Source organism: Methylobacterium sp. J-077 (assembly GCF_022829365.1).
Classification (GTDB): Bacteria; Pseudomonadota; Alphaproteobacteria; order Rhizobiales; family Beijerinckiaceae; genus Methylobacterium.
In genome coordinates this window covers 1-23216 of sequence record NZ_JAKSYJ010000045.1, presented here as the reverse complement: position 1 = coordinate 23216, position 23216 = coordinate 1, and the positions used below count along the sequence as shown (strand labels likewise).

The following is a 23216-nucleotide window of genomic DNA, read 5'->3' as shown; positions in this document are numbered from 1 at the left end:
ATTGGGATTGCCCCTTTTCTGTGGACGGTTCAGGGGGCTTGGCTAAGCGGGGTCTCGGGCAACGGGTCGGAGCGGGTTTCATTCTCGTAGACGACGGGCGAGCGGTAGCCGAGCGCCGAGTGCCGGCGCAGCGGATTGTAGAAGCCCTCGATATAGCTGAAGCAAGCCATCCGAGCCTCGGCCTGCGAGCGGAAGCAGCGGCGGCCGAGCAACTCGCATTCGAGGGTCGAGAAGAAGCTTTCGGCCATGGCGTTGTCGTAGGCATCGCCGACCGATCCCATCGAGGGGCGTACGCCAGCCTCTCGGCATCGATTGCCGAAGGCCAGGGACGTGTATTGCGAGCCCTGATCGGAGTGGTGGATGACATCGCGGGGCCTGCGCTGGGTGACGGCCATCTCCAGAGCGTCCAGGACGAGTTCCGAGCGTAGGTGAGTCGCCATGGCCCACCCGACGATCCGGCGGCTGAAGGCGTCGAGCACCACCGCGAGATAGAGGAAGCCGGCGGCCGTGGGCACGTAGGTGATGTCGGCTACCCAGAGCCGGTTCGGGGCGGTGGCCGCGAAGTTGCGGTCGACGAGGTCGGGGGCCGGTCGCGCCTTTCGATCTCGCCGCGTCGTGACAGGCCCGCCGCGCCGATGACTGGTTCCGACGAGACCGGCTTCGCGCATCAGCCGGGCGATGCGTTTGCGAGAATGCCGTTCACCCTGGTCGCGTAGATCGGCGTGGACGCGCGGTGCACCATAGGTCTCATGCGAGCCGAGATGGACGGTGCGGATCCGCTTCAGCAAGGCCGTGTCTGCCAACCGTCGCGCCGATGGCTGCCGGTCGACCCAGGCATAGTACCCGGCCTTCGATACGCCGAGCCGGGTCCCATCGCGGCAAGCCGCGATGGGTGCCCGCTGCGCGCCATGGCGGCGATGGGGAAATCGGCCTGGTTGGCGCTCATGAACCGGAAGACCCCGAGGGGAGAACCCCGGTCTCCCGAGCGAACCAGGCCGTCGCGCGCGAGAGGATATCGCGCTCCAGCTTGAGTTGTCGGTTCTCACGCCGAAGCCGGACGAGTTCGTCGCGCTCGGCGGCCGTCAGGCCCGGATCGGCAGGCGGCGGCTTCGCCTCGCGTCGGCCTTCGCCGCGATCGGCCTCGGCAACCCAGTTGCGGATGGCCTGCGCGGAGGGCTCGAACTCGCGAGCCAGATCGTTCGGATCACGCCCGGCGCGGGCCAACTCGACCATCTGTCGGCGGAACTCGGTGGGGTAAGGGGGGACGACTCTTCGGCATTGGACAAACACCTCACGCGAAAGCGTTTTCGGTGTCCACCAAACAGGGGCAATCCCACCGTCGACCTGCTCATTGCCCTGGCCGGCCCGCTGGCCTCAATGAGCGCCCTCGTCTCGCGCCAGTTCCCGCGGATCGCGGTCGGGGCGCCGCGTCAGCCTCGAGCACGCATCACCTTCGACCACCTTCTCGTTCAGGGACGTCACGCCGCGGGCGCACCGTTCGCGTTCGAGGTTGCGGGCGGGCGGACCGGAGAGACGCCCTTCCACCTCGATCTCGTCGGCGAGAAGGGACACCTGCGCCTCGATGGCGGCGCACCGCGCGGCCTCCAGGCGGGTCGGATCGGGCTGATCCGGGATGGCGACCGGCAGGCCGTCGACGAAGGGCCTTTCGCGACCCTGTCGGATGCCGCAATCAACGTGGCGGGCGTCTACGCTGCCCTGCGCGACGACATCGTGCGCGGCACCGCGACCGTCACGGACTTCGCGCACGCCGTGCGTCTCACACATCTAATCGAAGATGTCCTCGCTGCGGCACAGATCGATAAGCGCTCGAAAGGTTCCGATTGGCCAGTACACTGATGCCTTCCGCGTCAAGCAAAACCGCGCTGGATTGATCCGGTGCCGCCAGACGGTCAGATCCGCTTTCGCATGCCCCCTGGCGCATGCATCTTGATAGCGGACCGGCCCGCATCCTTTGCCGTCTCTCGATGGCCGACCGAATGGCTCACGCCGATCTCTCCGGAGGTTCGCTCCGAGTACCGGACTTGCTTAGCGATATTGAGGTCGCGGCTTGGGATACCGCGATCATCGGCCCAACGAGTGTCCGCGCGGCGGGCGATGAGGCGTTGGGACCCGCGGTGCTCGGGCCCTGAGGTTGGCCGCGGCGAGATGCCGGACGCTTTCAGCGGTTCTGTGCCCGGTGAGCCTGGGTCAGGCCGCCATAGCCCCAACTGTCCTTCGGCACCTCGTGGATGACGACATAGGAGACTTCCGCGAGCTGGGAACCGAGAACGTCTATCAGGAAGCGGGTCGCCTCGGCGATGAACCGGCCCTTCTCCTCCGCTGTATTGGTCTCCGCGCTGATGATGGCATCGACCTGCGCGACGCACGCGACCGGCGCGGCGCCGACGCTCCATCCCGCCAGCGGCACCTCCTCGACCAGCACGCCGACGAGTGGACCGACCTTGTGCAGGATGTCGGTCATCAGTGTTGTGATGCCCGCCTGGATCCGCTCGACTTGGCCCTGCGCCAGCTTCTGGCCTGCCACCTTGACGTTGATGAAGGGCATCGTTGCCTCTCCTTACCGTTCGCCACCGCCCCGGTGGCGCTCCTTCAGACGGTGCTACCGGCGAACGATTATTTGGTAAATTTGAAAATAAAGCATCAAATATTCCAGAAAACCGAATGATTGAAGTGCCGCTTGCCCGCCGCCGCGTCTGCGCTCGTGCGCGGCGCGCCGAACGGTTTCGGGGCTTCGCTGGATCGATCCGGCCGCGCCGCATCCGGGCGTATCAGCCAGCAGGCCGACCGTGATCGGTAGCCGGTGCGTGTAAGATCAGCCGTCGGCCGGCACCCCAACGCACCGTTCCGAGGGCCGAAAACCAGTTGCTGCGGCGGCGTCGCCATAGTCATAGGCGCACGAACTGCGCCGCTAGGAATCGCCCGGCCGCGTCGAAGGATTTCCGCGCAGCGGCCAGTTTGGCACATCGGGCCTGGAACACGTGCGGCATGCCTTCCAAGATAGCGAGCGTCACAGGCGTAGCAGCCTGCGCCGTGCGCGCGGCATAGGTCCGGGCATCGTCCAGCAGTACCTCGTCCGCCCCGACATCGATCCGCAGAGAAGGACCGGCACGCATGGGTCCTCGGAGCGGGGAAGCGCGCGGATCGTCGGGATCCTGACCCTGCAGGTACGTCTCGGCGAGCCGAGCATGTAGCCGCCGCCATGTAGGAACAGCAGGCGCCGGTCGCGGACGCCGTCGCTGACGCGGAACCAGACGCCCGTCACCCCACCGACCTCACCGGGCTCGATTCGCGCGCCAGCGGCGCACTGTGTGGCAGCCCGCATCGCGTCGAACATAGGCCGCGCCTCGGGTCCCAGGATTCGTCCCTTCCGCGCCGCTGCTGCGGTCCGAAACCGGGCGCTGACCTCGGCATCTCGAGGATCGAGGGGATGGATGTCCTGGGTGATCATGCTGGATTGCCGCGCGCCGGACTGAGGGATTGTGGTTCGACGGGAGCAGGCATGGAGCCCCTGCGCCCCGCGCTCTACGCGACATGCTCACGGATCGTCTCGAGCAGGATATCCGTAAGCCGCGCGACGGCCGGCGACAGGTTGGCTTCCGCCTGATGGAGGGTGAGCGGCGCGCACGGAAGGGCCGGCAGCCCTGTCTCTGCCGGGTCGAGCACGCTCAGCGTCTTCGGCAGACCGACGGCTGTCCGCGCGGTGATACCGAGCCCACCCTCGGCCGCAGCCCAGAGACCCGAGAGGCTGGGGCTCGTGAACACCAGACGCCAGGGCAGGCCGCCTCCGTCCAGAGCAGCGACGGCCGCGGACCGGAACGTGCATGGCGGCACGAAGGCGGCAAACGGCAGGGGCTCCCGTCCGAGGCTCGCGAGGCCCGGCCAATCAGACTGACCGATCCAGTGGATCGGAACCGCGGCGACCCGCTGAGCATGGGGGGTGTCGCCGCTGTCACCCCAGACCAGCGCGACGTCGAGTTCGCCCTTCAGCGTCTTCTCGACGAGCTGCGCGCCGAGGCCGACCTGGACCTCGATGCGCACCCGCGGATAGGCCCGGGAGAAGCGTTTCAGCACCGCCGGGAGCCAGCTCTCGGCGAAGTCCTGTACGAGGCCGAGCCGCGCCCAGCCTTCGAGTTCCGTGCCGCGAAGACGGTCGATCGCCTCGTCGTTGAGATCCAGCAGCCGCTTCGCGTAGCCGAGCATGCTCTCGCCGGCGGGTGTCAGGGCGAGGCCGCGCCCGGCCTTCTGCACGAGCGGCTGCCCGACCTGCTCCTCCAGCTTCCGGAGCTGCGTGCTCACGGCCGATTGCGACCGCCCCAGGCGCTCGGCCGCCCGGGCGAAGCTGCCGAGCTCGAAGCCGGTCACGAAGGTCCGGAGCACGTCCATGTCGAGGTTGGTGCGGATCATCATCGTTCGATCTTGTCGATGCTATCGTTCGGTAGTTTCAAATTTTCAGAACGATGGTGTCGCGATAGACCGGTGGCGTCAAGCCGGTCGAGACCCGACGTGACCTGTCAGAGGACACCATTTCCATGCCTCTCGTTCGTATTTCGCTGATCAAGGGCAAGTCATCAGAGCACATCCGCGCGATATCGGACGGCGTCCATCGCGGCCTGATGGAGGCCTATGGTGCGCCGGCCGACGATCGCTTCCAGCTCATCCACCAGCATGCGCGGGACGAGTTGATCTACGACCCGGACTACCTGGGCCTCCATCGCACCGACGACCTCGTGATCATCAACATCGTCGCCGGAAACTGGCGCGAGACGCCGCAGAAGAAGGCGCTCTACCGGGTCATCACCGACAACCTCGTGGCGAATCCCGGGCTGCGCCCGGAGGACGTGCTGATCGTCCTCTCGCCGAACGGGCGCGACGAGTGGTCTTTCGGCAACGGCCTTGCATCCTACGTCAAGGACGAGGCAGCCTGACCATCGCGCCCGCGCGCCGCCGGACATCCCCAGAACAGGCAAGACATCGCATGAGCATCCTCGTCACCGGCGCGACGTCGGGCTTCGGCCTCGCGATCGCGCGGCGCTTCGCACGGACCGGCCACAAAGTCGTCGCGGCCGGGCGCCGCCGGGAGCGGCTCCAGGCGCTCGTCGACGAACTCGGCGACCAGATGGTTCACACCCTCGAGCTCGACGTCCGGGACAGGCGGGCGGTCGAGGACGCCGTCGCCGGCCTTCCGGCGGCCTATGCGGCCATCGACGTGCTGGTCAACAATGCCGGCCTCGCCGTCGGGCTCGAACCCGCGCAGTCGGCGGACCTCGACGGCTGGGAGGCGATGGTCGACACCAACGTCAAAGGCCTGATGTACGTGACCCACGCGGTGCTGCCGGGGATGGTCGCGCGCGACACCGGCCAAATCGTCAACATCGGATCGACGGCGGCGAGCTACCCTTACCCCGGCGGCAACGTCTACGGGGCCACGAAGGCGTTCGTCCGGCAACTCTCGCTTAACCTGCGCGCCGATCTCGTCGGCACGCGCGTGCGCGTCACGGAGATCGATCCGGGCCTCGTCGGCGGCACCGAGTTCTCCAACGTGCGGTTCCGCGGCGACGATACCCGTGCCGCCGGCGTCTACGACGGCGCCGACGCGCTCACGCCCGAGGATATCGCCGACACGGTGTTCTGGGCCGCCACCCGCCCCACCCGCGTGAACATCAACGTCATCGAGCTCATGCCGGTCAGCCAAGCCTTCGGCCCGCTCGTCGTGCATCGCGGCGCCCGGGGCGGCCGCTGAGCTCCGGAAGAGGGGCGCAGCGGCGAACGATCCGTGGCAGGACCATCGGGGGCTGCCCGCGCGACCCACAACCGCCCACGAGGATGCCATGACCGTCACCCTGCCGCGCGAGACCTCCGGCGATGACGCGATCCCCGCGGCCGTACGGCGAGCCGAACCGATCGTCTGGCGCAATCCCCACCGGAGGGAGGCCGCTTCGGTGCTGGCCGCGTCGGCGTTCTCCGAGGCGGACATGCACGGTGCGGAGGCGCGCTGGCGGCGCTTCGACCCGCTGCTGGCTGCGCTGTTCGAGGGTACGGCGGACGGCCGAATCGACTCGCCGTTGCTGCCCGTCGCGTCCGATCTCGCCCGAACCATGCTCGGCGACGCGCCCGGTTCGGTCTGGGTCAAGGCCGACCACGACCTGCCGGTGACCGGCTGCATCAAGGCACGAGGCGGCGTCTACGAGGTCCTGACCTATGCCGAGACGCTGGCCGCGGCGGCGGGGCTCCTGCGGCCCGGCCTGTCCTACGCGGCCTTCGCGTCCGGCGCCTTCCGCGATCTCTTTGCCCGGCACACGGTCGCGGTCGGCAGCACCGGTAACCTCGGCTTCAGCGTCGGCGTGATGGGCCGCGCCCTCGGCTTCCAGGTCGAGGTGCACATGTCCCACGACGCCAAGGCCTGGAAGAAGCAGCGCCTCCGCGATCTCGGTGCGCGCGTCGTCGAGCATCCAGGCGATTACGGGCGCGCGGTGGCGGCGGCGCGGGACGCTTCCGGGATCGCGCCGACGCGCATTTCGTCGATGACGAGGATTCGGTCGACCTGTTCTTCGGCTACGCGGCGGCGGCGCTCGACCTGCAGCGCCAGATCGCGGCGGCCGGAATCGCGGTCGATGCGGCGCATCCGCTCTACGTCTACCTCCCCTGTGGCGTCGGCGGCGCGCCGGGCGGCGTGGCCTTCGGTCTGACGTTGCTGTTCGGCGACGCGGTGCGGCCAGTCTTCGTGGAGCCGGTGGCCTCGCCCTGCATGCTCGTGCAGCTCGCGGCCGGGCTCGACCGGCCCGTCAGCGTCTACGAGGCCGGGCTCGACAACCGGACCGCGGCCGATGGGCTGGCGGTGGCGAGCGCCTCCCTGCTGGTCGCCCGGACCGTCGGCGCGCTCATAGATGCGGTGGTGACCGTTCCCGACGCGGAACTGTTCCACTGGCTGCGGGCGCTTTGGACCGGCGCGGGGCTGCGCCTCGAACCCTCCGCGGCCTCCGGCTTCGCCGCCCTCGGCCGGTTCCTGGCCGAAGCGCCGCCGACGTCTCCGAAGGCCACTCACGTGGTCTGGACCACCGGCGGGGCGCATTTGCCAGACGCGGAGTTCGAGGCCGCCCTGGCCCGCACCTGAGCCGGCACAGGGTGCCACGCCCACCCCTCTGCGGGCACCGTCATCCCGGCGCGCGGAGCGCAGCGCTCTTTGGTCGCGCCAAGATGAGCAGGCCACGTCGCTGCGCTCGGGATCAAAGCCAGAACGACATCCGCCGGAGGATCCAGGCGGAGACCGCCTCAGGCCGGACCTGCCGCGGTCAGCGGTCTAGGTTCAGGATGGCGGCGGCGAACAGGTCTGGCGCCTCCTGGGGCGCGTTGTGGCCGACGCCGTTCAGCACCGTCGTTCGGCGCAACTGCGTAAAATGCGGGGCTGCCGTCCCCAGAGGTTCCGGCGGATCGACGCCTTCGTCGGCGCCTTCCAGCACGATTGTCGGGACCGTGATCCGCGGACTGGCGGAGAGCTGCCGCTCGATTGGCTCCAGCGCGGGATCGCCCGACACCTCGCCGATGCGGAAGCGGTAGGAGTGCAGCGCCACGGTCACGAAATCGGGGTTCTCGAACGCCGCGGCGGTCCGGGCGAAGGTCGCATCGTCGAAGTTCCAGGTCGGCGAGAAGTCGTGCCACAAATAGCGGCAGAAGCCTGCGGGATCGTTCGAGAAGGCGGTCCTGCCGCGCTGCGCGTTCAGGTACCAGTAGAACCAGTGACGGCGCTCGAACGCGGTATCGCGCGGCTTCAGGAAGCCCACGCGATTCTGGATATTGTAGCCGGGGCCGCCGCTGCTCACGAGGCCGCTGACCCGCTCGGGGTACAGAGCCGCCACCACGCACGCCGCGCGGGCGCCCCAGTCGAAGCCTGCGAGCGTCGCCCTGCGGAGGTCGAGCGCGTCGAGGAGGGCGAGGAGGTCGTTGCCCAGCGCAGCCTGCTGGCCGACCCGCGGGGTGGCGGCCTCGATGAACCGGGTCGGTCCGTAGCCGCGCAAGTAGGGCACAATCACGCGCCGGCCCGCCTTCGTCAGAACGGGCGCGACCGCCGCGTAGGCATGGACGTCGTAGGGGAATCCATGGAGCAGGATCACCGGAGGCCCGTCCGGCGGGCCGGACTCGCGATAGGCCACGTCGAGGACGCCTGCCCTGACGCGCCTGACGGCCGGATCGCCTGCCGGATCGGGCCCAGCGTTCGCGCGAACCGATATCAGGTCGCTGGCGGCCGCCCCGGCCAAGGCAGCCACGACTTCGCGGCGACTGAACAACACCATGTGGGGAATCCTTCGGGCTCGACGGTCCGCACCGGATCAGGCGTAGGCGCCGATCATCGTGCGCGTGCTCCGTTCCTCGGCCCGGACCGCGGGATCCGCGGCGTGGTCGGCCAGGAACTTCTCCGCCTCCAGGGCCGCCATGCAGCCCATCCCGGCGGCCACGACCGCCTGCCGGTAGACGCTCTCCGCGCAGTCGCCGGCCCCGAAGAATCCCGGGACCGAGGTCCTGGTGGACCACGGGGAGATCCGGATGTAGCCGCCGGCCTCCATCTCGACCTGCCCTCGGAAAAGCGCCGTCGCGGGATCGTGCCCGATGGCGACGAAGACGCCGTCGGCCGCTAGATCGCGAGTGTCGCCGCTCCCGACATCGCGCAGCCGCACGCCCGTGACCGCCTTCACGGGCTCGTTCTGGCCGAGGATCTCCTCGACCACGTGGTTCCAGACGACCGCGATCCTGGGATGGGCCACCAGTCGGTCCTGCAGGATCGGCTCCGCCCGGAAGCGGTCGCGCCGATGGACCACGGTCACCTTTGCGGCGAGGTTGGCGAGATAGAGCGCCTCCTCGACGGCGGTGTTGCCGCCGCCCACGACCACGACCTCCTTGCCGCGGTAGAAGAAGCCGTCGCAGGTCGCACAGGCCGAGACCCCCGCACCGTTGAACGCCAACTCGGAGGGCAGACCGAGCCAGCGAGCCTGCGCGCCGGTGGCGGCGACGAGCGTGTCGGCGCGGTAGGTGTCGCCGCTGTCGCCGACGGCCTCGAACGGCCGCCTGGAGAGATCGACGGAGACGATGGTGTCGGAGAGGATCCGGGTTCCGACGTGCTCGGCCTGCTCCCGCATCTGCTCGACGAGGTCCGGGCCCTGGATCGCGCGTGCGAAGCCCGGATAGTTCTCGACCTCCGTGGTGATGGTGAGCTGTCCGCCCGGCTGAAGCCCGGTCACCAGGAGAGGCTGCAGGTTCGCCCGCGCCCCGTAGATCGCTGCGGTGTAGCCGGCCGGACCGGCGCCGACGATCAGGAGTTTTGTCCGATGAACCGTCATGTGCGCTCCGAGGGATGGGACCGACGGCGCGAGCGCCCGGTGGTCTTGGCGTCCTGAAAGAGGAATTCGGTCGCGAGCCTCTCGACGATGCGGACATGCGTGGAGAGCTGGGTCTCGGCCTCCGAAAGCCGCCCTGTCACGGCGAGGTCGATGATGCGGCGGTGCTGCTCCACGGCCGCCCGCATGCGCGCGAGTTCGCGCGGCAGCCTGTGGCGCAGGGCGCCGACCTGATCGGCGATCCCGCGATAGGCCCGGGTGAGCAGCGCGTTGTCCGCCGCCGCGATCAGAGCTTCGTGAAATGCGCCATCCATCGCCTCGGCCCGTGCGAGATCCTCGTCCTCCACGGCCAGGGCGCCCCCGGACAGGGGAACCGAGACGGCGGCGACCAGAACGTCCGGATCGCGGGCGGCAGCGATGCGCAACGCGCCGAGTTCGAGCACGGCCCGCATCTCGCAGATGCGCCGCACGTCCGCGGCATCCAGGCTCATCACGAAGGTCCCGCTCTGCGGGCGCACCGCGACGAGATCGTCCTGCGCGAGGCGAGCGAGCGCCTCCCGCACGGGCGTCCGGCTGATCTGAAGCTCGTCGGCCAGGGCCCGATCTGACAGCCGCTCCCCGAAAGCGAAGCGGCCGCTGACGATGGCCTCGCGGATGAGCGCCTCGGCACGGAGGCTGAGATTGTCGATCTCGGACATAACTAGAATATCAGTTAATCGGTATTGCGTGTCAATAGCCAAACTGGCATATCAGTTGCCAGCAGAAGCGCGACACCACCGAGCGGGGGGTTCCCATGCTGCACGCGATCCGACGCACATCCTCCAATCTGACACTGCAGGTCGTCATCGCACTCTGTGCCGGAGTGGCCCTGGGCGTGCTCTGGCCCGGCTTCGCCGTCTCCCTGCAGGCGCTGAGCGACACGTTCATCAAGCTGATCAAGATGGTGATCCCGCCGATCGCCTTCCTGACGATCGTCATCGGCATCTCGGAGGTCAGCGACCTCAAGAAGGTCGGCCGCATCGGCGGGAGCGCGCTGCTCTATTTCGAGGTCGCGTCCACGCTGGCGCTGATCATCGGCCTGATCGTCGTCAATCTCGTCCGGCCCGGCGACGGCTTCGACAGGAGCCGCGTCGGCGCGGTGGCGGTCGATGTCACGAAATACGCTAGCGCGTCGGCCGACCGGTACATGGTGGATCTGCTGTCGAACATCGTGCCGGACAACGCCGTCGCGGCCTTTGCCAAGGGTGATCTGCTTCAGATCGTGTTCTTCGCCATCGCGTTCGGCTGCGCGGCCGTCCTGATTGGCGAGCGGGCGAAGCCGTTCGTTGTGGTGGCGCAGGCCGCCAACGACATCCTGTTCCAGCTCGTGGCCCTGATCATGCGCCTCGCGCCGCTGGGCGCGTTCGGCGCTATGGCGTTCACGGTGGGCCGCTACGGCCTCGGCTCGGTCTTCGTCCTCGGGCACATGCTCCTGAGCGTCTACCTTACCTGCGCGTTGTTTGTCGGGGTGGTGCTGGGGGCGATCGCCCGCGGCTGCGGGTTCAGCCTCGTCCGGTTCATCCGCTACATCGGCGCGGAGGTCTTGGTCGTCCTCGGCACCTGCTCCTCCGAGAGCGTGCTGCCGCGGCTCATGACCAAGCTCCAGCGCCTCGGATGCTCGAAGTCGAGCGTCGGTCTCGTGATGCCGGTGGGCTACTCGTTTAACGCCGACGGAACGGCGATCTATCTGTCGATGGCGTCGCTGTTCATCGCGCAAGCCTACGGCATCGACATGAGCTTCGGCCAGCAGCTCGGCCTGCTCCTGCTCCTGCTCGTGACGTCGAAGGGCTCGGGCTCGGTGGCCGGCTCCGGCTTCGTCGTGCTCGCCGCGACGCTCTCGGCGACGCATGTCCTGCCGGTCGAGGGCCTGCTGCTGATCATCGGCATCGACCGCTTCATGTCCGAGGCGCGGTCGGTCACCAACATCATCGGCAACAGTCTCGCGACCGTCGTCGTCGCGAAGATGAGCGGCGAGTTCGACCCGGTCGCGGCCGAGGCGGCCTACGCCGAGGCCTTCGGGCCGGATGTCCCCTTCCAGCAGGGGAGGTCGCGCCGTCCGGCTGCCGTCTCGCCGCCGGTCGATGACCCGGCCGTCCACGGCGACCGGACGGCAGTCCTGACCAAGAGCACTTGGGAACAGTGCCCGTGAGCCGCCGGGCTCATCGGCGCCGCCCTTCAGAAATTTGGCTGCAGCAAGGAGAGAGGCCGTGAACACGCATGTGAGACAGGGCGATCAGCTCGTCATCTTCGTCAAACACGGATGCGAGACGTGTCAGATGCTGGAGGACGTCGTCGAGCGCATCGCCGGCGCCGTGCCGACCCGCGTCTACACGCAGGACGATCCGGGCTTTCCCTCCGGCGTCGCGGCGATCGACGACACGTCGCTGGAGCAGTCCTTCGCCTTCGACATCGAGGCCGTGCCGACGCTCGTCCGCCTGAGGGACGGTCAGGAGGTGGCGCGCACCTTCGGCTGGCACCGCGGCGACTGGCAGGACATGACCGGTCTCAACGATCTCGGGACGGATCTCCCCGCGATGCGTCCCGGATGCGGCTCGAAGTCCCGGGAGCCCGGCGTGCACGACGTCCTGCGGGCCAAGTTCGGACACGTCGATTTTCAGTCGCGACCGATCCAGCTCGGCGCCTGGGATGACGAATTCGAGGCCACCTACGATCGGGGCTGGAGCGACGGCCTCCCGGTCGTACCACCCACCGACGCGCGCATCCTCCGCATGCTCGACGGCACGTCGCGAAAGGCCGACGAGGTCATCGGCGAGGTGCCCCCCAATCTCTCGCCGATCACCGTGGAGAAGGTCGCCATCAACGCCGTGATGGCCGGCTGCCGCCCCGAATACATGCCGGTCGTCCTGGCGGCGCTGGAGGCGGCGCTCGACCCGCTGTTCACGATGCACGGGCTCCTGTGCACGACCTGCTTCTCCGGGCCGATCATCGTGGTGAACGGGCCGATCGCCCGCGAGATCGGCATGAACTCGGGCATCAACTGCCTGGGCCAGGGCAACCGCGCCAACGCGACGATCGGCCGGGCGCTGCAGCTGATCATCCGCAACGTCGGCGGCGGTCGACCGGGCGAGCTTGACCGGGCAGTCCTCGGCGGCCCCGGGAAGTACACGTTCTGCTTCGCGGAAGACGAGTCGGATCCGACCTGGCAACCGCTCGCCGTCGCCCGCGGCGTGGCGGCCGGCAAGAATGCGGTGACGCTGTTCCAGGGCGACGGCATCCAGGGCTTCCTCGATCAGCGCTCTCGGACGCCGGAGGAGCTGACCAAGTCCCTGGCCATGTCGCTGCTCGCGGTCGGCCACTACAAGCTGTGTGAATTCACCAACGCGATGCTCGTCCTCGTGCCCGAGCACTACGCCATCTTCCGGGATGCCGGATGGGATCGGGCCCGGATCACCGCGGAATTGCACCGGGCCATGGTTCGTCCGGGCGCGGACGTGATTCAGGGCGCCCATGGGGTCGGCGAAGGCATCGCCGTCAGCCGCCGGAACGAGATGGTGAACAAGTTCTGGCCCGAGGGGCTCCTCATCGTCCAGGCGGGCGGTCAGGCGGGGCTATTCTCCGCCATCTGCGCTGGCTGGACGGGAGGACGCTTCCGCACCGAGTCCCAACCTGTCACCAGGGAGATTGTGCTGTGAACGAAGGTATCCTTCTGCGCGACCCGACCGCCGAGACTGCATCGGCCCTGCGCCCTCGCGTCGACCCGCTCGACACCCTGCAGGGCCGGACGATCGCCCTGATGGATATCGGCAAGATGCGGGGCGACGAGTTCATCGACCGCCTGGAGGTGCTGTGCCGCGAGCGCGGCATCGCCACGCGCCGCTACAAGAAGCCGACGAACACGCGCGTGGCACCGCGCGAGATGATCCTGGACATTGCCGCGCACTGTCAGGCCGTCATCATTGCACTGTCTGATTGCGGGTCGTGCACCTCGTGCTCGACGCACGATCTCAACGATCTGGACAAGCGGGGCCTGACCGGCGTCAGCGTCCTGACGACCGAGTTCGAGCAGGCATTCGAGTCGCAGAAGGCGACGATCGGCCTCGACGCGGCCTCGGTCTACATCTCGCATCCGATTCAGAACAAGACCACGGCAGAGCTTCACCTTTCCGCCGACCTGGCCTTCGAGGCGATCCTGCAGGCGATCACCGCGGAGGCAGACCTGACGCCGCGTTCGGAAGCGGCCTGACGGGCGGGCCGCGGGGTGCCGGTACGCCCTGCCAGGATGGCGCTCCCGGCGGCTCATCCCGCCGGAAGCCGGCCGGGCGCCCCGGATTTGGCGAGGCTTTGGCGCACGATCCGGCCAAGCGACGCCGCCCGCCGGAAAGCGGCCAGGGGGGTGCAAATCATGACACCCCACCGATACGACTCCGTCCTGTTCGACCTCCTGACTGCCCTGCTCGACAGCTGGACCTTGTGGAACGCAGTCGCCGGCGGCGAGGAGGCCGGCCGCCGGTGGCGGGCGGAGTACCTGCGGATCACCTATCGGACGGGCGCTTACCGCAGCTACGAGACCCTCGTTGCCGAGGCCGCCGAGGCGGTGGGTCTGCCGCGCCGCGTCGCGGACGATCTTAAGGCCCGTTACGGAGAACTCCGACCGTGGCCCGGGGTGACCGAGACCCTGCAGGCGCTCGCGGGGCGATCCGTGCGGCTCGGCGTCGTGACCAACTGCTCCGAGCGCCTGGGTCGCATCGCCGCCGATTGCGTAGGGGTCGCGGTGGACGGCGTCGTCACGGCCGAGCAAGCCGGCTTCTACAAGCCCGACCCGCGGCCCTATCGGCTCGGTCTTCAGGCGCTCGGGGTCGCGCCGGAGCGCTGCCTGTTCGTCGCCGGCTCGGCCTACGACCTTGTTGGGACGGCGCAGGTGGGCTTGGCGACGTACTGGCACGACCGGGTTGGCATGGCGGTCCCCGAAGGTGTGGTGCCCCCGCTGGCCCATGAGACCACCCTGGATCCGCTGCGCACCTGGTTCGATCCGGGTGCGTGAGATCGGGAGCGGTGGGCCTTTGCCGCCGGCGGGCCCGGCCCGGCCTACCTAGGTTCGATTCGGCAAAAGAATTTCTTCAGAAGTTTCGAATTTTCGCCAGGAACACGGCGGCCTAGACCGGGGGCGTCGCGTGGGTGCCGTCGATCGGGTCTGTGACACCACCAGGGGCGGGCCGAATGTCGGAGTACCCCACGCCATTGTTCCGGATCGTCGAACGCTGGTCGCGGGCTTGGCCGCAGCGTCGATCCTGCGGGTGCCAACGCGTTCCGCTTCCCTGATGGATCACCCCATGGACACGCGTGCCGCGCCCATCATCGTCTTCGACGTTAACGAGACCCTCCTTGATTTCGGCGTGCTCGTTCCGGTCTTCGACCGCATCTTCGGCGAACCGGGCGCGCTGCGCACATGGTTCAACCACGTCATCCTGTATTCCGAGGCGCTGACCTTATCGGGCGAATACGCCGATTCCGGCACGGTCGGCGTGGCCGTCCTGCGGATGCTGGCCCAGGCGAGCGGACGCGCCGTGGCTCCGGCAGATCTCGACGAGCTGCGGCGCATCTCGGCAGAGATGCCGACCTATGCCGACACCCCGAAGGCCCTGGCCGATCTGAAGAGCGCCGGCTACCGCCTAGTCACGTTGAGCAACAATCCCGCGGCCGCCGTCGAGGCCCAGCTCACGCAGGCTGGGATCAGGCCCTTCTTCGACACGCTCCACAGCATCGACGACCGCGTCCGCCGCTATAAGCCGGCGCTGGAGAGCTACACGGACCTTGCTGCGACGCTGGGCGTCGCGCCGTCCGACCTGTGGCTCGTCTCCTGTCACGCCTTCGACACACTGGGGGCTGCCGCAGCCGGCTATCGGACGGCGCTCGTGCTGCGGCCCGGGAACGCGCCAGTCGCGCTCGGTCGCGCGCCGGGCATCGTCGCGGACGATCTCAGCACCGTCGCCGACCGCATCGTCCTGGCTGGTGCGGGCCGCGGCCCGTCGCCGATCCGTAACCCGAGCGCCCCATGAGGGCTCGGCCGGCTTCCCAGGTCGTACCGACACGACGGACTGTTCTGGGTGGTGTCGCGGCCGCGTCATCATTCTCTTGGCCCATCGGCCAAGCAAAGGCGTCGCCACGCCTTCGCACATTCGCCGGAGCCATCGCCATGACGTTGGAAGATCGAGAGGACATCAAGCTGCCCGGCGGTATCAGGAAACGCAGCCTCGCGGGCATCAACGGGCTGACCATGAACGTGCTCGAGGCGGGTTACGAAACGCCCGCGCGTCCCGCAGTGCTGCTGCTCCACGGTTTCCCGGATCTCGCCTTCAGCTGGCGCCGGACGATGCTGCCGCTCGCCGCTGCCGGCTATCACGTGATCGCCCCCGACCAGCGCGGCTATGGCGCGACTACGGGATGGGATGACCGTTATGACGGCGACGTCGCGTCCTTCCGCACGCATAGTTACGCCCGGGACGCGCTCGGCGTCGTGGAAGCCTTGGGGCACCGCTCGGTCGCCGCGGTCGTGGGGCACGACTTCGGATCGATGATCGCCGCCTACTGCGCGCTCGTGCGGCCCGACGTGTTCCGCTCCCTCGTGATGATGAGCTTCCCGTTCGACGGACCGCCCGCGATCCCGTTCGATACGGCCGGGAAGCCTTCTGAGCCGCCCCCGCCGTCGCTGGCCGCCCAGCTCGCGGCCCTCCCGCGCCCGAGGCAGGACAGCATGACCTGGTTCGGGACACCAGGGGCGAACGCCGACATGCTCCACACGCCCCTGGGCCTTCACGACTTCCTGCGCGCCTACTTCCATGTGAAGAGCGCGGATTGGCCCTGCAACCATCCACACCCGCTCGTCACGGGATCCGCGGCCGAGCTCGCCACGCTGCCGACCTACTACATCATGGATGCGGGCGTCGGCATGGCCGCGACCGTCGCGCCCAACATGCCGACGCCGGCCCAGATCGCCGCCAATCGTTGGCTGCCCGAGGCGGACCTGGCCGCCTACACGGCCGCCTTCGGCCGCACGGGATTTCAAGGCGGCCTTAACTGGTTCCGCTGCCACACCGGCCCGATCGGCCGCTCGGAGATCGAGCTGTTCGCCGGCCGCTCAATCGACGTGCCGTCTCGCTTCATCTCCGGCGCCGCCGATTGGGGCACCTACCGCAAGCCTGGCGCGATCGAGCGCATGCGCACCACGACCTGCGCCCGCATGGACGGCGTTCACCTGATCGAGGGCGCCGGGCATTGGGTGCAGCAGGAGCAGCCGGAGCGGTTCAACGCCATTCTGCTCGAGTTCCTGCGACGCCATCCCGTCCCGGGATGACAAGCTGCATCATGGGAGCGGGGTTGCGGTGTGGAGAGATACCCACCGACAACGACGTGCGCGACCGAGAAGCTGTTCCTGGCTAGCCCCGTGAGTTTTCCGCGGAAGCCGAAGCACGCCGAGACGTCGATGTCCGCTTTTGGAAGCGGCTCCCGGTGACTGGAACGGCCGAGATGGGCGCAAAGCAGCCGGCCGGAGTTCGTCGGAAGCGGCCTGGGAAAGCGGGCACACCTTATTGCTGCGTTCCATACGGATCACGGACGTCGAGAATTTCAGCGTTCCAATCGCTCTAGCGACCTTTTGGAACGGCCGCGCTGGGTTCGTGGAACGTTCCATTAGAGCAGGCCCTATTGGACCGGCTCTGGCAATGGGGTTCGGTGTACGAGCTTGAAGCAATCGCTCTGGGAGCGGGTGCAATGGCTGCAACGGGTGGCAAACGGAAGTTGGCTTGCCGCCCGGAAGCGGACCTTCGGCTCCGCGTTCAGCGCGGAGACCCCGACCGTACACGTTCAACTGCGGAAGCGGACGTAGGCGCCTCGAACCAGCCGCTGACAGTCGCCGGCAGCTTAGCGGTACCGCCGTATGTGAAGCGGCGACGCCTTGCTCGTGGAAGGGCGAATATTCGAATGGAGCATGCTGACGTGCAGGCCACCGCGGCAAAGGCTGATCGCACCGACGGAGCACGTCATGTCTCGGCCCATTGCCTAAGCAGGTTGTGATAGGTCCCCGTCAGAGACACCAGGGCCTCGTGTCCCGGTACGTCGCGGGTCAGATGCCGGATCGAAGTGTCGAGGTCGAACAGCAGGGCCCGGCGCGTCCGGTCGCGGATCAGGCTCTGGATCCAGAAGAAGGAGGCCACTCGTGAGCCGCGCGTGATCGGCGTGACGTTGTGCAGGCTGTCGGCTGGATAGATTACCAGATCACCGGCAGGAAGTTTGACGGCGTGGCTGCCGTAGGTGTCCTCGACCGTTAGCTCGCCGCCGTCGTACTCGTCCGTCCCACTGAGGAACAGCGTCGCCGAGATGTCGGTCCGGATGCGCTGGCCGTCCAGCGACTGCCGGATGGCGTTGTCGATGTGTGCGCCGAAGGTCATGCCGGCGTCGTATCGGTTGAACAAAGGCGGGAACACGGTTTGCGGCAGCGCGGCCGAGAGGAACAGCGGGCTACGCTTGAGCGCGAGCAGGACCATGTCGCCGAGCTCGCGAGCCTCCGGAGTGCCTTCCGGCAGCTGAAGGTTCTTCTTGACCTGCGCCGACTGGAACCCGGCGGTGACCCGGCCGTCGGTCCAGGCAGCACGATCCATGATCGCACGGCAGCGGGCGACCTGATCTGCGCTGAGCACCTGCGGGATATGTACGAGCATGGGATGGGTCCGTTTGGCTAGGCGCTCTCGGCGGACATCAGACGCGAGTTAGTCAATGCGGAGGTGCCACCCCGCAGCGCCGCCTTGTTGCGCCGCTTCCGCAGCCACATCAGTACGCCGGTGATCGCCAGAAGCGTCGGCAGGACCCCGCAGAGGCCCGCCAGCGTGGCCCAGATCGGGCCGTGTGAGCGGCCATCATGCACGCGTCGCATCCAGGTGCCTATGACATCCCCACGGCGCGGCGGTTGTTCCAGTGTCGTTTGCCCGGTGGCGTCGTCGATGCTGATCAAGTGCCGCGTGCCATCTGGGGCCTCGACCTCCAAGCGCCACGCCCTCGTGGTGATGCTGGGCACAGCGAGCATCCGAGGTGTCTCTGGTTCGGCAGCGTCCTTCCCGATCTCAAGGGCCCGTTCCGCCGTGAGTGCCGGGTGTGGCATGAGTGGATCGGCGCCGGTGCGCCTGACAGGCGGCTGCGGCGTGTCGAACGCGTTCAGCACGGCGCTCGCCTGCGGGGGGAAGGCCAGCACGATGCCGGTAAGCGCCATCAATCCCAAGGGGATCGAGATCCAGAAGCCCGCGAGGTGGTGCAGGTTGATGCTCATCGTTGGCCCCCGGCGCCAGGCGAAGGCGCGCACGAGGCGCGCATTGCGCGGGAGCCAGAGGACCAGCCCGGTCAACGACAGCAGCAGCAGCGCGACGCCCGTCCAGCCGACGATGGCGCGGCCGGAGTACTCCGGAACCATCAGGTTCTCGTGGAAGACGTGGACCTGCCCGATCAACGAATTACGGAAGTCCCTGATGCCGAGCACCGCGCCGGTCGGTGGGTCGAGATAGACGAGACGGCTGGGCGGCCGCCTGTTGCCGGCTTGCCCCTCGGGCCTGCCGCTCCGGTTGGTGCCACGCTCACCGTCCAGCTTGCGCTCGACCGCGGATGGTGGGGGTTGGAGACGGACCATGACGGTAACCGGCCTGCCTTCTCCGTTTGGCCAGCGCAGCATCGCAGCTCGCCCGCCCACGGCCTCGCTTGCGCCCTGCATGTACTCGTCCGCGGGACGAGCTACGGCCGTGCCGGTGGTCGCGTAGAAGCTGGGATTGAGGACCTCGTCGATCTCGTCATCGAACACGAGGACCAAGCCGGTGAGCGTGATCGGCACGATCAGGAGCGCCAAGCCGATCCCGAGCCACAGATGCACCTTGCGGAACATCGTGCGCCAGGAAGGGGGTCGTTCAAACGCCATCGGTCTTGCACCCGCTCGGTCACCGCCGGCCGGTCTTGGTTCAAGAATCCATCGAAAGCAAATCGGATAGCTTAGAATTTATCTAGTATATCGTCATTTTTGAATTATTATAATCAAGAAATAACAGCAAAATATTTCGGATACAAAGATTCCGATTGATATTAGAATGCGGATTAAGATACCCGGCAGATACGTACGGGGCGGGTATCCTGGAATTGTTATGAAGAAGCAGGAACTGATCGCCGAACTTTTCGCGGCCGCCGATGATGGGGTCGGCTCCTCATTCGACAATGGATCCAGCCCTCGCGCAGCCGGATTGACCCGCCTCTCGCAGGCTGCGTTCGGCGCAGCCTCGCTGGCTTTCGTCGCTGCGCCGGCCGCAGGGCAAGAGGCCATGTCGATCGTCATGGACCAGCTCGACGTCACCACGTCGGGACCGCCCACAGGCTCGCCATACAACCCCCGGCAGCTTCAGCTGCAGCGATTGCCGACCCCGATCCTCGACACCCCTCAGAGCATCACAGTCGTCCCGCAGCAGCTCATCCAGGATCAGCGCGACTCGACGCTTGTCGAGACGCTGCGCAATGTGCCCGGCATCACTATGTTCGGCGGCGAGGGAGGCACGCAGGGCGACAACATCAACATCCGCGGCTACTCCGCCCGCAACGACTTCTACCGCGACGGCGTCCGCGACCCTGGCTGGTACACGCGCGACACGTTCAGCATCGAGAGCGTCGAGGTGCTCAAAGGTCCGTCCTCGTTCCTGTTCGGGCGCGGTTCGACTGGCGGCGTCGTCAACGTCACCAGCAAACTGCCGTTCTTCGCCGCCGACAAGGTGCAGATCGACGCGTCGGGCTACAGCGCACCGGGCGCGCGCGTCACCGGTGACATCAACACGGTCCTAGGCGACTCCGCCATCCGCCTCGCATTCCTTGCCAACGATACGGATGTTGCCGGCCGCGACCACATCAACACCACACGCTTCGGCGTCGCCCCTTCGCTTCGGGCGAACCTGACACCGGACGATCAGGTCACTGTCAGCTACATCTACCAGAAGGACAATAATATCCCGGATTACGGCATCCCGATTCTGCCGGGCGGCTACTTCGGCACTTACTATGGCCGGCCTGCACCGGTCTCGAAGAACACTTACTTTGGCCGCCTCAGCCCGGGCTTCTCCGACACCGAGCAGGTCGACGCCCATATCGGCACGCTGCAGTACAAGCACACGTTCGATCAGGACTGGAGCATCACCAACACCACGCGCTACTCGCTGATCGATCGGTTCGTGCGCGTCCGCGGTGTCCAGGTCAACGGTACGAACCTGTACGGGCAGGCCACCGGCGGCGCGGCGCTTTCGAGTGCGGCCCTGTTCGCGCGTCCACTGGGCAGCCTGTACGTGAACAACACGAACGACTTCCAAAACTACACCGTCAACACGCTGTTCACGAACCAGACCGATCTCGTCGGCCACATCGATACGTTCGGCCTTCAGCACACGCTGCTGAGCGGGATCGAACTCAGTCAGGAGACCCGCGACCAGTACCGGACCAACATCACGGGCGGTTCGCGCGTCAACGTCGGTTTCCCCAATTCCTATCCGACCAGTCCAGGTGTCGTTCCAACCGTCAGTACGGACACTTACGATGTCGGCAATACGGTCGGCGTCTATGCGAGCGATCAGATCAAAATCAATCGCTACTTGGAGTTGATGGGCGGTCTCCGGTACGACGATCTCACGGTCCACCAGCACGCGGCGTCGGTCCTGACGCCGTCTTATATCCAGACGGGCCCAGTGAACGCGACAACGCCGTACAACGTTGTCAACAAGGTGCAGTTCGTCAGCTGGAGGACGGGTGCAGTCGTCCACCCGGTCGACAACGCTAGCATCTACTTCATGTACGGAACCTCGTTTGACCCATCAAGCGAGTACCTAACGATCACCGGTGGTCAGCAGAACCTAAAGCCGACCACCAACGAAACCTACGAGGCCGGCGCCAAGTACGATCTGTTCGACAGTCAGCTCAGTCTAACGGGAGCGGTGTTTCAAATCACGCAGCAGAACGCGATCGAGGCGGTCGACTCAACGAACGGGATCTACTCCGAAGTTGGTACCACGCGGGTCAAGGGATTTGAGCTTGGCGTTGCCGGCAAGATCACGGACGCCTGGAGTGTGTTCGGCGGCTACACCTACCTGGACGGCCGCGTCCTGAAGAGCGCCCAGAATACCACGGGTGCTTTCGTGTCGACGCCGGGCAACATCCTGGCCAACACGCCGCATAACACGTTCGCGCTCACCAGCACCTACTTGGTCCTGCCCGGTCTGACAGTCGGCGGAAGCGCGTACTATGTGGGCGAGCGCTTCACCAGTTCGGCGAACACCGCCCTCGTGCCCGGCTATTGGCGGTTCGACGCACTGGCTACTTATCGGCTTACAGAAAACGCGGCGTTGCAGCTCAACGTCTATAACATCGCTAATACCAAGAACTTCGAGAGCGTCTCTGGATACGGCTCGGCCACGCCCGGCCCAGGTCGGACCATCGTGCTGACAGCACGCCTGACGTTCTGAGCGCGTTCAACCTCCCCGGATCAATGGAGCGATGCCGACATGATCACACAGCTGGACGGCATGCCGTTGTCGGCGAGATTACGAGCGGAAAAATATACTTCGCCTCGTTGCTCGCCTAAAAACAGTCAGCAGGCTTTCTGCCAGGCTTGGCCATTTAGGGCTAATTAGACCGCAAATAAGCGACCTTCCGAAGGCCCGAGAAGGGTCCAGGCTGTGTGAAAACTTAGGTCCACGCCAAAATCGAGGAACAATCTCCTACGCTGCTGCCGTTTGAGCATCATGTATGGCGGCGGTGATGCCTTCAGAATGCCTGTGCTGGCTGCGGCCCGGGGCGCACGAGGAAATTTCTTCTACAAGCTATGAGTTTTCACACAGCCTCGGTCGCAATCGGACCTTAACCTTTCGTCACAAAGTGGACGTGTCACATGCGACTTGGTCTTGCCGTTGATGCCGAAGCGCACTGTTCCCGAGTGCGGACGAAAAAGACATCGTTCTAATAGGGCTTGCTCTGGAACGGTCGCGCTGGACTTTGGCGGTCTGAAGGGACGCTAGGCCAGTGTGAAATCCCGCCTCGTGCCGGGCTTCCGATCGGCTCTGCCGATCCGCAGCCATGACGATACGGCAATAAAAAAGGCCAGCCCGAAGGCTGGCCCTGCGTCCCCTGAGAGGATGCGACGAGTGCGGTTTACTCGGCCGCAGTCATCTCTGCGGTGAAGTGGCCACACCAGTCCTCGGACGAGACCACTGGCCAAAGGCCCTTCGACTCCGGCGCCGGCTGGCTCACAGGCGGGTTGAACCGGCACAGACCGGCATCGCCCTGCGCCACAGCACCATTGCCCTTGTGTTCGTCAAAGAACTTGCAGCTCTCGCAGTGCGCGCTGGTCATGTCGGTGCTCCTATCTGACGGTCGATCCGCTCTGTTAAGAATTAGAACAGATCCAATCTGAGGGGTCAACGACGGCGGCATCGGCGAGTTCCGGCTGCTGCGCACCCCAAAAGTTGTCAGTGGGCCCAGGCGATTTGTCAGCCAGGAAAAGGAAATATGTCAGCTAAGAGCGAAACTGCCCCCGTAGGCCTTGGGTACCCGCCCAAGCGCGGTCCGGAGGGCGTGACCTGACCGGTATTTTGGACCGAGCCGATTGAGAGGCTACTGCATGGTGGCGGTCATGGGTAGCCGGAAGGCCAGATCCGGGTAGCTGACGGGCGCTGGCGGCCGATAGCCCAGCGACGAATGCGGTCGGACGCGGTTGTAGGTGTTTTGCCACAGACCGATCACGATCTGCGCCTCCCTTAACGAGTAGAAGATCTCCTGGCGTAGGCACTCGTCACGAAGCTTGCCGTTGAAGCT

Annotated in this window: 21 protein-coding genes and 2 pseudogenes; 12 read left to right on the top strand and 11 right to left on the bottom strand. The window is 66.7% G+C overall.

What is annotated here, in order from left to right; translation table 11 throughout:
* Positions 1 to 29: 29 nt before the first annotated feature.
* Positions 30 to 1279, bottom strand: a pseudogene (locus MKL11_RS02460) (IS3 family transposase).
* A gap of 98 nt (positions 1280 to 1377) precedes the next feature.
* On the opposite strand from MKL11_RS02460, the gene MKL11_RS02455 reads away from it, so the two are divergent.
* Positions 1378 to 1857, top strand: coding sequence for a hypothetical protein (locus MKL11_RS02455; RefSeq protein WP_243939952.1), 480 nt, complete (start codon positions 1378 to 1380; stop codon positions 1855 to 1857).
* Positions 1858 to 2179: 322 nt separating this feature from the next.
* Here MKL11_RS02455 and MKL11_RS02450 read toward each other — a convergent pair whose 3' ends face one another.
* From MKL11_RS02450 to MKL11_RS02440, 3 genes are all read right to left on the bottom strand, one after another.
* A complete protein-coding gene (locus tag MKL11_RS02450; RefSeq protein WP_243939951.1) occupies positions 2180 to 2566 on the bottom strand; it encodes a tautomerase family protein in 387 nt (128 codons plus the stop codon).
* 340 nt (positions 2567 to 2906) lie between these two features.
* Complete coding sequence (locus MKL11_RS02445) at positions 2907 to 3272, bottom strand: alpha/beta hydrolase (protein WP_279600200.1); 366 nt, start codon at positions 3270 to 3272, stop codon at positions 2907 to 2909.
* A 271-nt stretch (positions 3273 to 3543) separates the two neighbouring features.
* Positions 3544 to 4428, bottom strand: a complete 885-nt coding sequence (locus MKL11_RS02440) for a LysR substrate-binding domain-containing protein (protein WP_243939949.1) — start codon at positions 4426 to 4428, stop codon at positions 3544 to 3546.
* Between the two features lie 122 nt (positions 4429 to 4550).
* On the opposite strand from MKL11_RS02440, the gene MKL11_RS02435 reads away from it, so the two are divergent.
* The 4 genes and pseudogenes from MKL11_RS02435 (at position 4551) to MKL11_RS02420 (ending at position 7132) form a co-directional block, all read left to right on the top strand.
* A complete protein-coding gene (locus tag MKL11_RS02435) occupies positions 4551 to 4946 on the top strand; it encodes a tautomerase family protein (protein WP_243939947.1) in 396 nt (131 codons plus the stop codon).
* A gap of 50 nt (positions 4947 to 4996) precedes the next feature.
* Entirely contained in the window at positions 4997 to 5761 is a 765-nt protein-coding gene (locus tag MKL11_RS02430) for an SDR family NAD(P)-dependent oxidoreductase (protein ID WP_243939946.1), read from the top strand.
* 88 nt (positions 5762 to 5849) lie between these two features.
* Positions 5850 to 6449: pseudogene (locus MKL11_RS33355) on the top strand (pyridoxal-phosphate dependent enzyme); the annotation flags it as partial.
* Positions 6422 to 7132 carry a D-serine ammonia-lyase gene (locus MKL11_RS02420; RefSeq protein ID WP_313900725.1) on the top strand — a complete coding sequence of 237 codons (711 nt, stop codon included), beginning with the start codon at positions 6422 to 6424 and terminating at the stop codon, positions 7130 to 7132. The pseudogene MKL11_RS33355 and the gene MKL11_RS02420, both read left to right, overlap by 28 nt.
* 178 nt (positions 7133 to 7310) lie before the next feature.
* On the opposite strand, the gene MKL11_RS02415 is transcribed toward MKL11_RS02420, so the two are convergent.
* From MKL11_RS02415 to MKL11_RS02405, 3 genes are read right to left on the bottom strand one after another with little or no spacing between them, the layout of a single operon-like run.
* Complete coding sequence (locus MKL11_RS02415; RefSeq protein WP_243939944.1) at positions 7311 to 8309, bottom strand: alpha/beta fold hydrolase; 999 nt, start codon at positions 8307 to 8309, stop codon at positions 7311 to 7313.
* Positions 8310 to 8345: 36 nt separating this feature from the next.
* Positions 8346 to 9350 carry a thioredoxin-disulfide reductase gene (trxB, locus tag MKL11_RS02410; protein WP_243939942.1) on the bottom strand — a complete coding sequence of 335 codons (1005 nt, stop codon included), beginning with the start codon at positions 9348 to 9350 and terminating at the stop codon, positions 8346 to 8348.
* Entirely contained in the window at positions 9347 to 10045 is a 699-nt protein-coding gene (locus MKL11_RS02405; protein ID WP_243939940.1) for a GntR family transcriptional regulator, read from the bottom strand. The genes trxB and MKL11_RS02405 overlap by 4 nt, the downstream gene beginning before the upstream one ends.
* A 95-nt stretch (positions 10046 to 10140) precedes the next feature.
* Here MKL11_RS02405 and dctA point away from each other — a divergent pair, with 95 nt between their 5' ends.
* From dctA to MKL11_RS02375, 6 genes are all read left to right on the top strand, one after another.
* Positions 10141 to 11535: a C4-dicarboxylate transporter DctA gene (gene dctA / locus MKL11_RS02400; protein ID WP_243939938.1), complete on the top strand. Its 1395-nt coding sequence runs from the start codon at positions 10141 to 10143 to the stop codon at positions 11533 to 11535.
* Between the two features lie 127 nt (positions 11536 to 11662).
* Positions 11663 to 13039 (top strand): thioredoxin, encoded by a 1377-nt coding sequence (locus tag MKL11_RS02395; RefSeq protein WP_243939936.1) that lies wholly within the window; start codon positions 11663 to 11665, stop codon positions 13037 to 13039.
* A 101-nt stretch (positions 13040 to 13140) separates the two neighbouring features.
* Entirely contained in the window at positions 13141 to 13590 is a 450-nt protein-coding gene (locus tag MKL11_RS02390) for a hypothetical protein (RefSeq protein ID WP_243939934.1), read from the top strand.
* 159 nt (positions 13591 to 13749) lie between these two features.
* On the top strand, positions 13750 to 14388 hold the full coding sequence (locus MKL11_RS02385; protein WP_243939931.1) for an HAD family hydrolase: 639 nt from the start codon (positions 13750 to 13752) through the stop codon (positions 14386 to 14388).
* 229 nt (positions 14389 to 14617) lie between these two features.
* On the top strand, positions 14618 to 15403 hold the full coding sequence (locus MKL11_RS02380; RefSeq protein WP_243939929.1) for a haloacid dehalogenase type II: 786 nt from the start codon (positions 14618 to 14620) through the stop codon (positions 15401 to 15403).
* Between the two features lie 137 nt (positions 15404 to 15540).
* Positions 15541 to 16698 (top strand): alpha/beta fold hydrolase, encoded by a 1158-nt coding sequence (locus MKL11_RS02375; RefSeq protein ID WP_243939927.1) that lies wholly within the window; start codon positions 15541 to 15543, stop codon positions 16696 to 16698.
* A 685-nt stretch (positions 16699 to 17383) separates the two neighbouring features.
* On the opposite strand, the gene MKL11_RS02370 is transcribed toward MKL11_RS02375, so the two are convergent.
* Together MKL11_RS02370 and MKL11_RS02365 are read right to left on the bottom strand one after the other, a co-directional pair.
* Positions 17384 to 18061 carry a Fe2+-dependent dioxygenase gene (locus MKL11_RS02370; RefSeq protein WP_243939925.1) on the bottom strand — a complete coding sequence of 226 codons (678 nt, stop codon included), beginning with the start codon at positions 18059 to 18061 and terminating at the stop codon, positions 17384 to 17386.
* Positions 18062 to 18078: 17 nt separating this feature from the next.
* Complete coding sequence (locus MKL11_RS02365; RefSeq protein WP_243939923.1) at positions 18079 to 19266, bottom strand: PepSY-associated TM helix domain-containing protein; 1188 nt, start codon at positions 19264 to 19266, stop codon at positions 18079 to 18081.
* A 253-nt stretch (positions 19267 to 19519) separates the two neighbouring features.
* Between MKL11_RS02365 and MKL11_RS02360 the strand changes: the two genes are divergently transcribed.
* The gene (locus MKL11_RS02360; RefSeq protein WP_243939921.1) at positions 19520 to 21868 is read left to right on the top strand and encodes a TonB-dependent receptor; all 2349 of its coding nucleotides are present in this window, start codon (positions 19520 to 19522) and stop codon (positions 21866 to 21868) included.
* 685 nt (positions 21869 to 22553) lie between these two features.
* Here MKL11_RS02360 and MKL11_RS02355 read toward each other — a convergent pair.
* Entirely contained in the window at positions 22554 to 22754 is a 201-nt protein-coding gene (locus MKL11_RS02355; RefSeq protein ID WP_243939920.1) for a hypothetical protein, read from the bottom strand.
* 261 nt (positions 22755 to 23015) lie between these two features.
* On the bottom strand, positions 23016 to 23216 hold a 201-nt coding region (locus MKL11_RS02350), incomplete at its 5' end, for an integrase core domain-containing protein (protein ID WP_243939917.1).

Excerpts from the sequence above, each read along its gene's own strand:
- MKL11_RS02375 (WP_243939927.1), top strand. The coding sequence starts at position 15,541 with ATGACGTTGGAAGATCGAGAGGACATCAAGCTGCCCGGCGGTATCAGG.
- MKL11_RS02430 (WP_243939946.1), top strand. The coding sequence starts at position 4,997 with ATGAGCATCCTCGTCACCGGCGCGACGTCGGGCTTCGGCCTCGCGATC.
- MKL11_RS02360 (WP_243939921.1), top strand. The coding sequence starts at position 19,520 with ATGAAGAAGCAGGAACTGATCGCCGAACTTTTCGCGGCCGCCGATGAT.
- MKL11_RS02450 (WP_243939951.1), bottom strand. The coding sequence starts at position 2,566 with ATGCCCTTCATCAACGTCAAGGTGGCAGGCCAGAAGCTGGCGCAGGGC.
- dctA (WP_243939938.1), top strand. The coding sequence starts at position 10,141 with ATGCTGCACGCGATCCGACGCACATCCTCCAATCTGACACTGCAGGTC.
- MKL11_RS02415 (WP_243939944.1), bottom strand. The coding sequence starts at position 8,309 with ATGGTGTTGTTCAGTCGCCGCGAAGTCGTGGCTGCCTTGGCCGGGGCG.
- trxB (WP_243939942.1), bottom strand. The coding sequence starts at position 9,350 with ATGACGGTTCATCGGACAAAACTCCTGATCGTCGGCGCCGGTCCGGCC.
- MKL11_RS02405 (WP_243939940.1), bottom strand. The coding sequence starts at position 10,045 with ATGTCCGAGATCGACAATCTCAGCCTCCGTGCCGAGGCGCTCATCCGC.
- MKL11_RS02395 (WP_243939936.1), top strand. The coding sequence starts at position 11,663 with ATGCTGGAGGACGTCGTCGAGCGCATCGCCGGCGCCGTGCCGACCCGC.
- MKL11_RS02365 (WP_243939923.1), bottom strand. The coding sequence starts at position 19,266 with ATGTTCCGCAAGGTGCATCTGTGGCTCGGGATCGGCTTGGCGCTCCTG.
- MKL11_RS02440 (WP_243939949.1), bottom strand. The coding sequence starts at position 4,428 with ATGATGATCCGCACCAACCTCGACATGGACGTGCTCCGGACCTTCGTG.
- MKL11_RS02355 (WP_243939920.1), bottom strand. The coding sequence starts at position 22,754 with ATGACCAGCGCGCACTGCGAGAGCTGCAAGTTCTTTGACGAACACAAG.
- MKL11_RS02370 (WP_243939925.1), bottom strand. The coding sequence starts at position 18,061 with ATGCTCGTACATATCCCGCAGGTGCTCAGCGCAGATCAGGTCGCCCGC.
- MKL11_RS02435 (WP_243939947.1), top strand. The coding sequence starts at position 4,551 with ATGCCTCTCGTTCGTATTTCGCTGATCAAGGGCAAGTCATCAGAGCAC.
- MKL11_RS02455 (WP_243939952.1), top strand. The coding sequence starts at position 1,378 with ATGAGCGCCCTCGTCTCGCGCCAGTTCCCGCGGATCGCGGTCGGGGCG.
- MKL11_RS02385 (WP_243939931.1), top strand. The coding sequence starts at position 13,750 with ATGACACCCCACCGATACGACTCCGTCCTGTTCGACCTCCTGACTGCC.
- MKL11_RS02390 (WP_243939934.1), top strand. The coding sequence starts at position 13,141 with ATGGATATCGGCAAGATGCGGGGCGACGAGTTCATCGACCGCCTGGAG.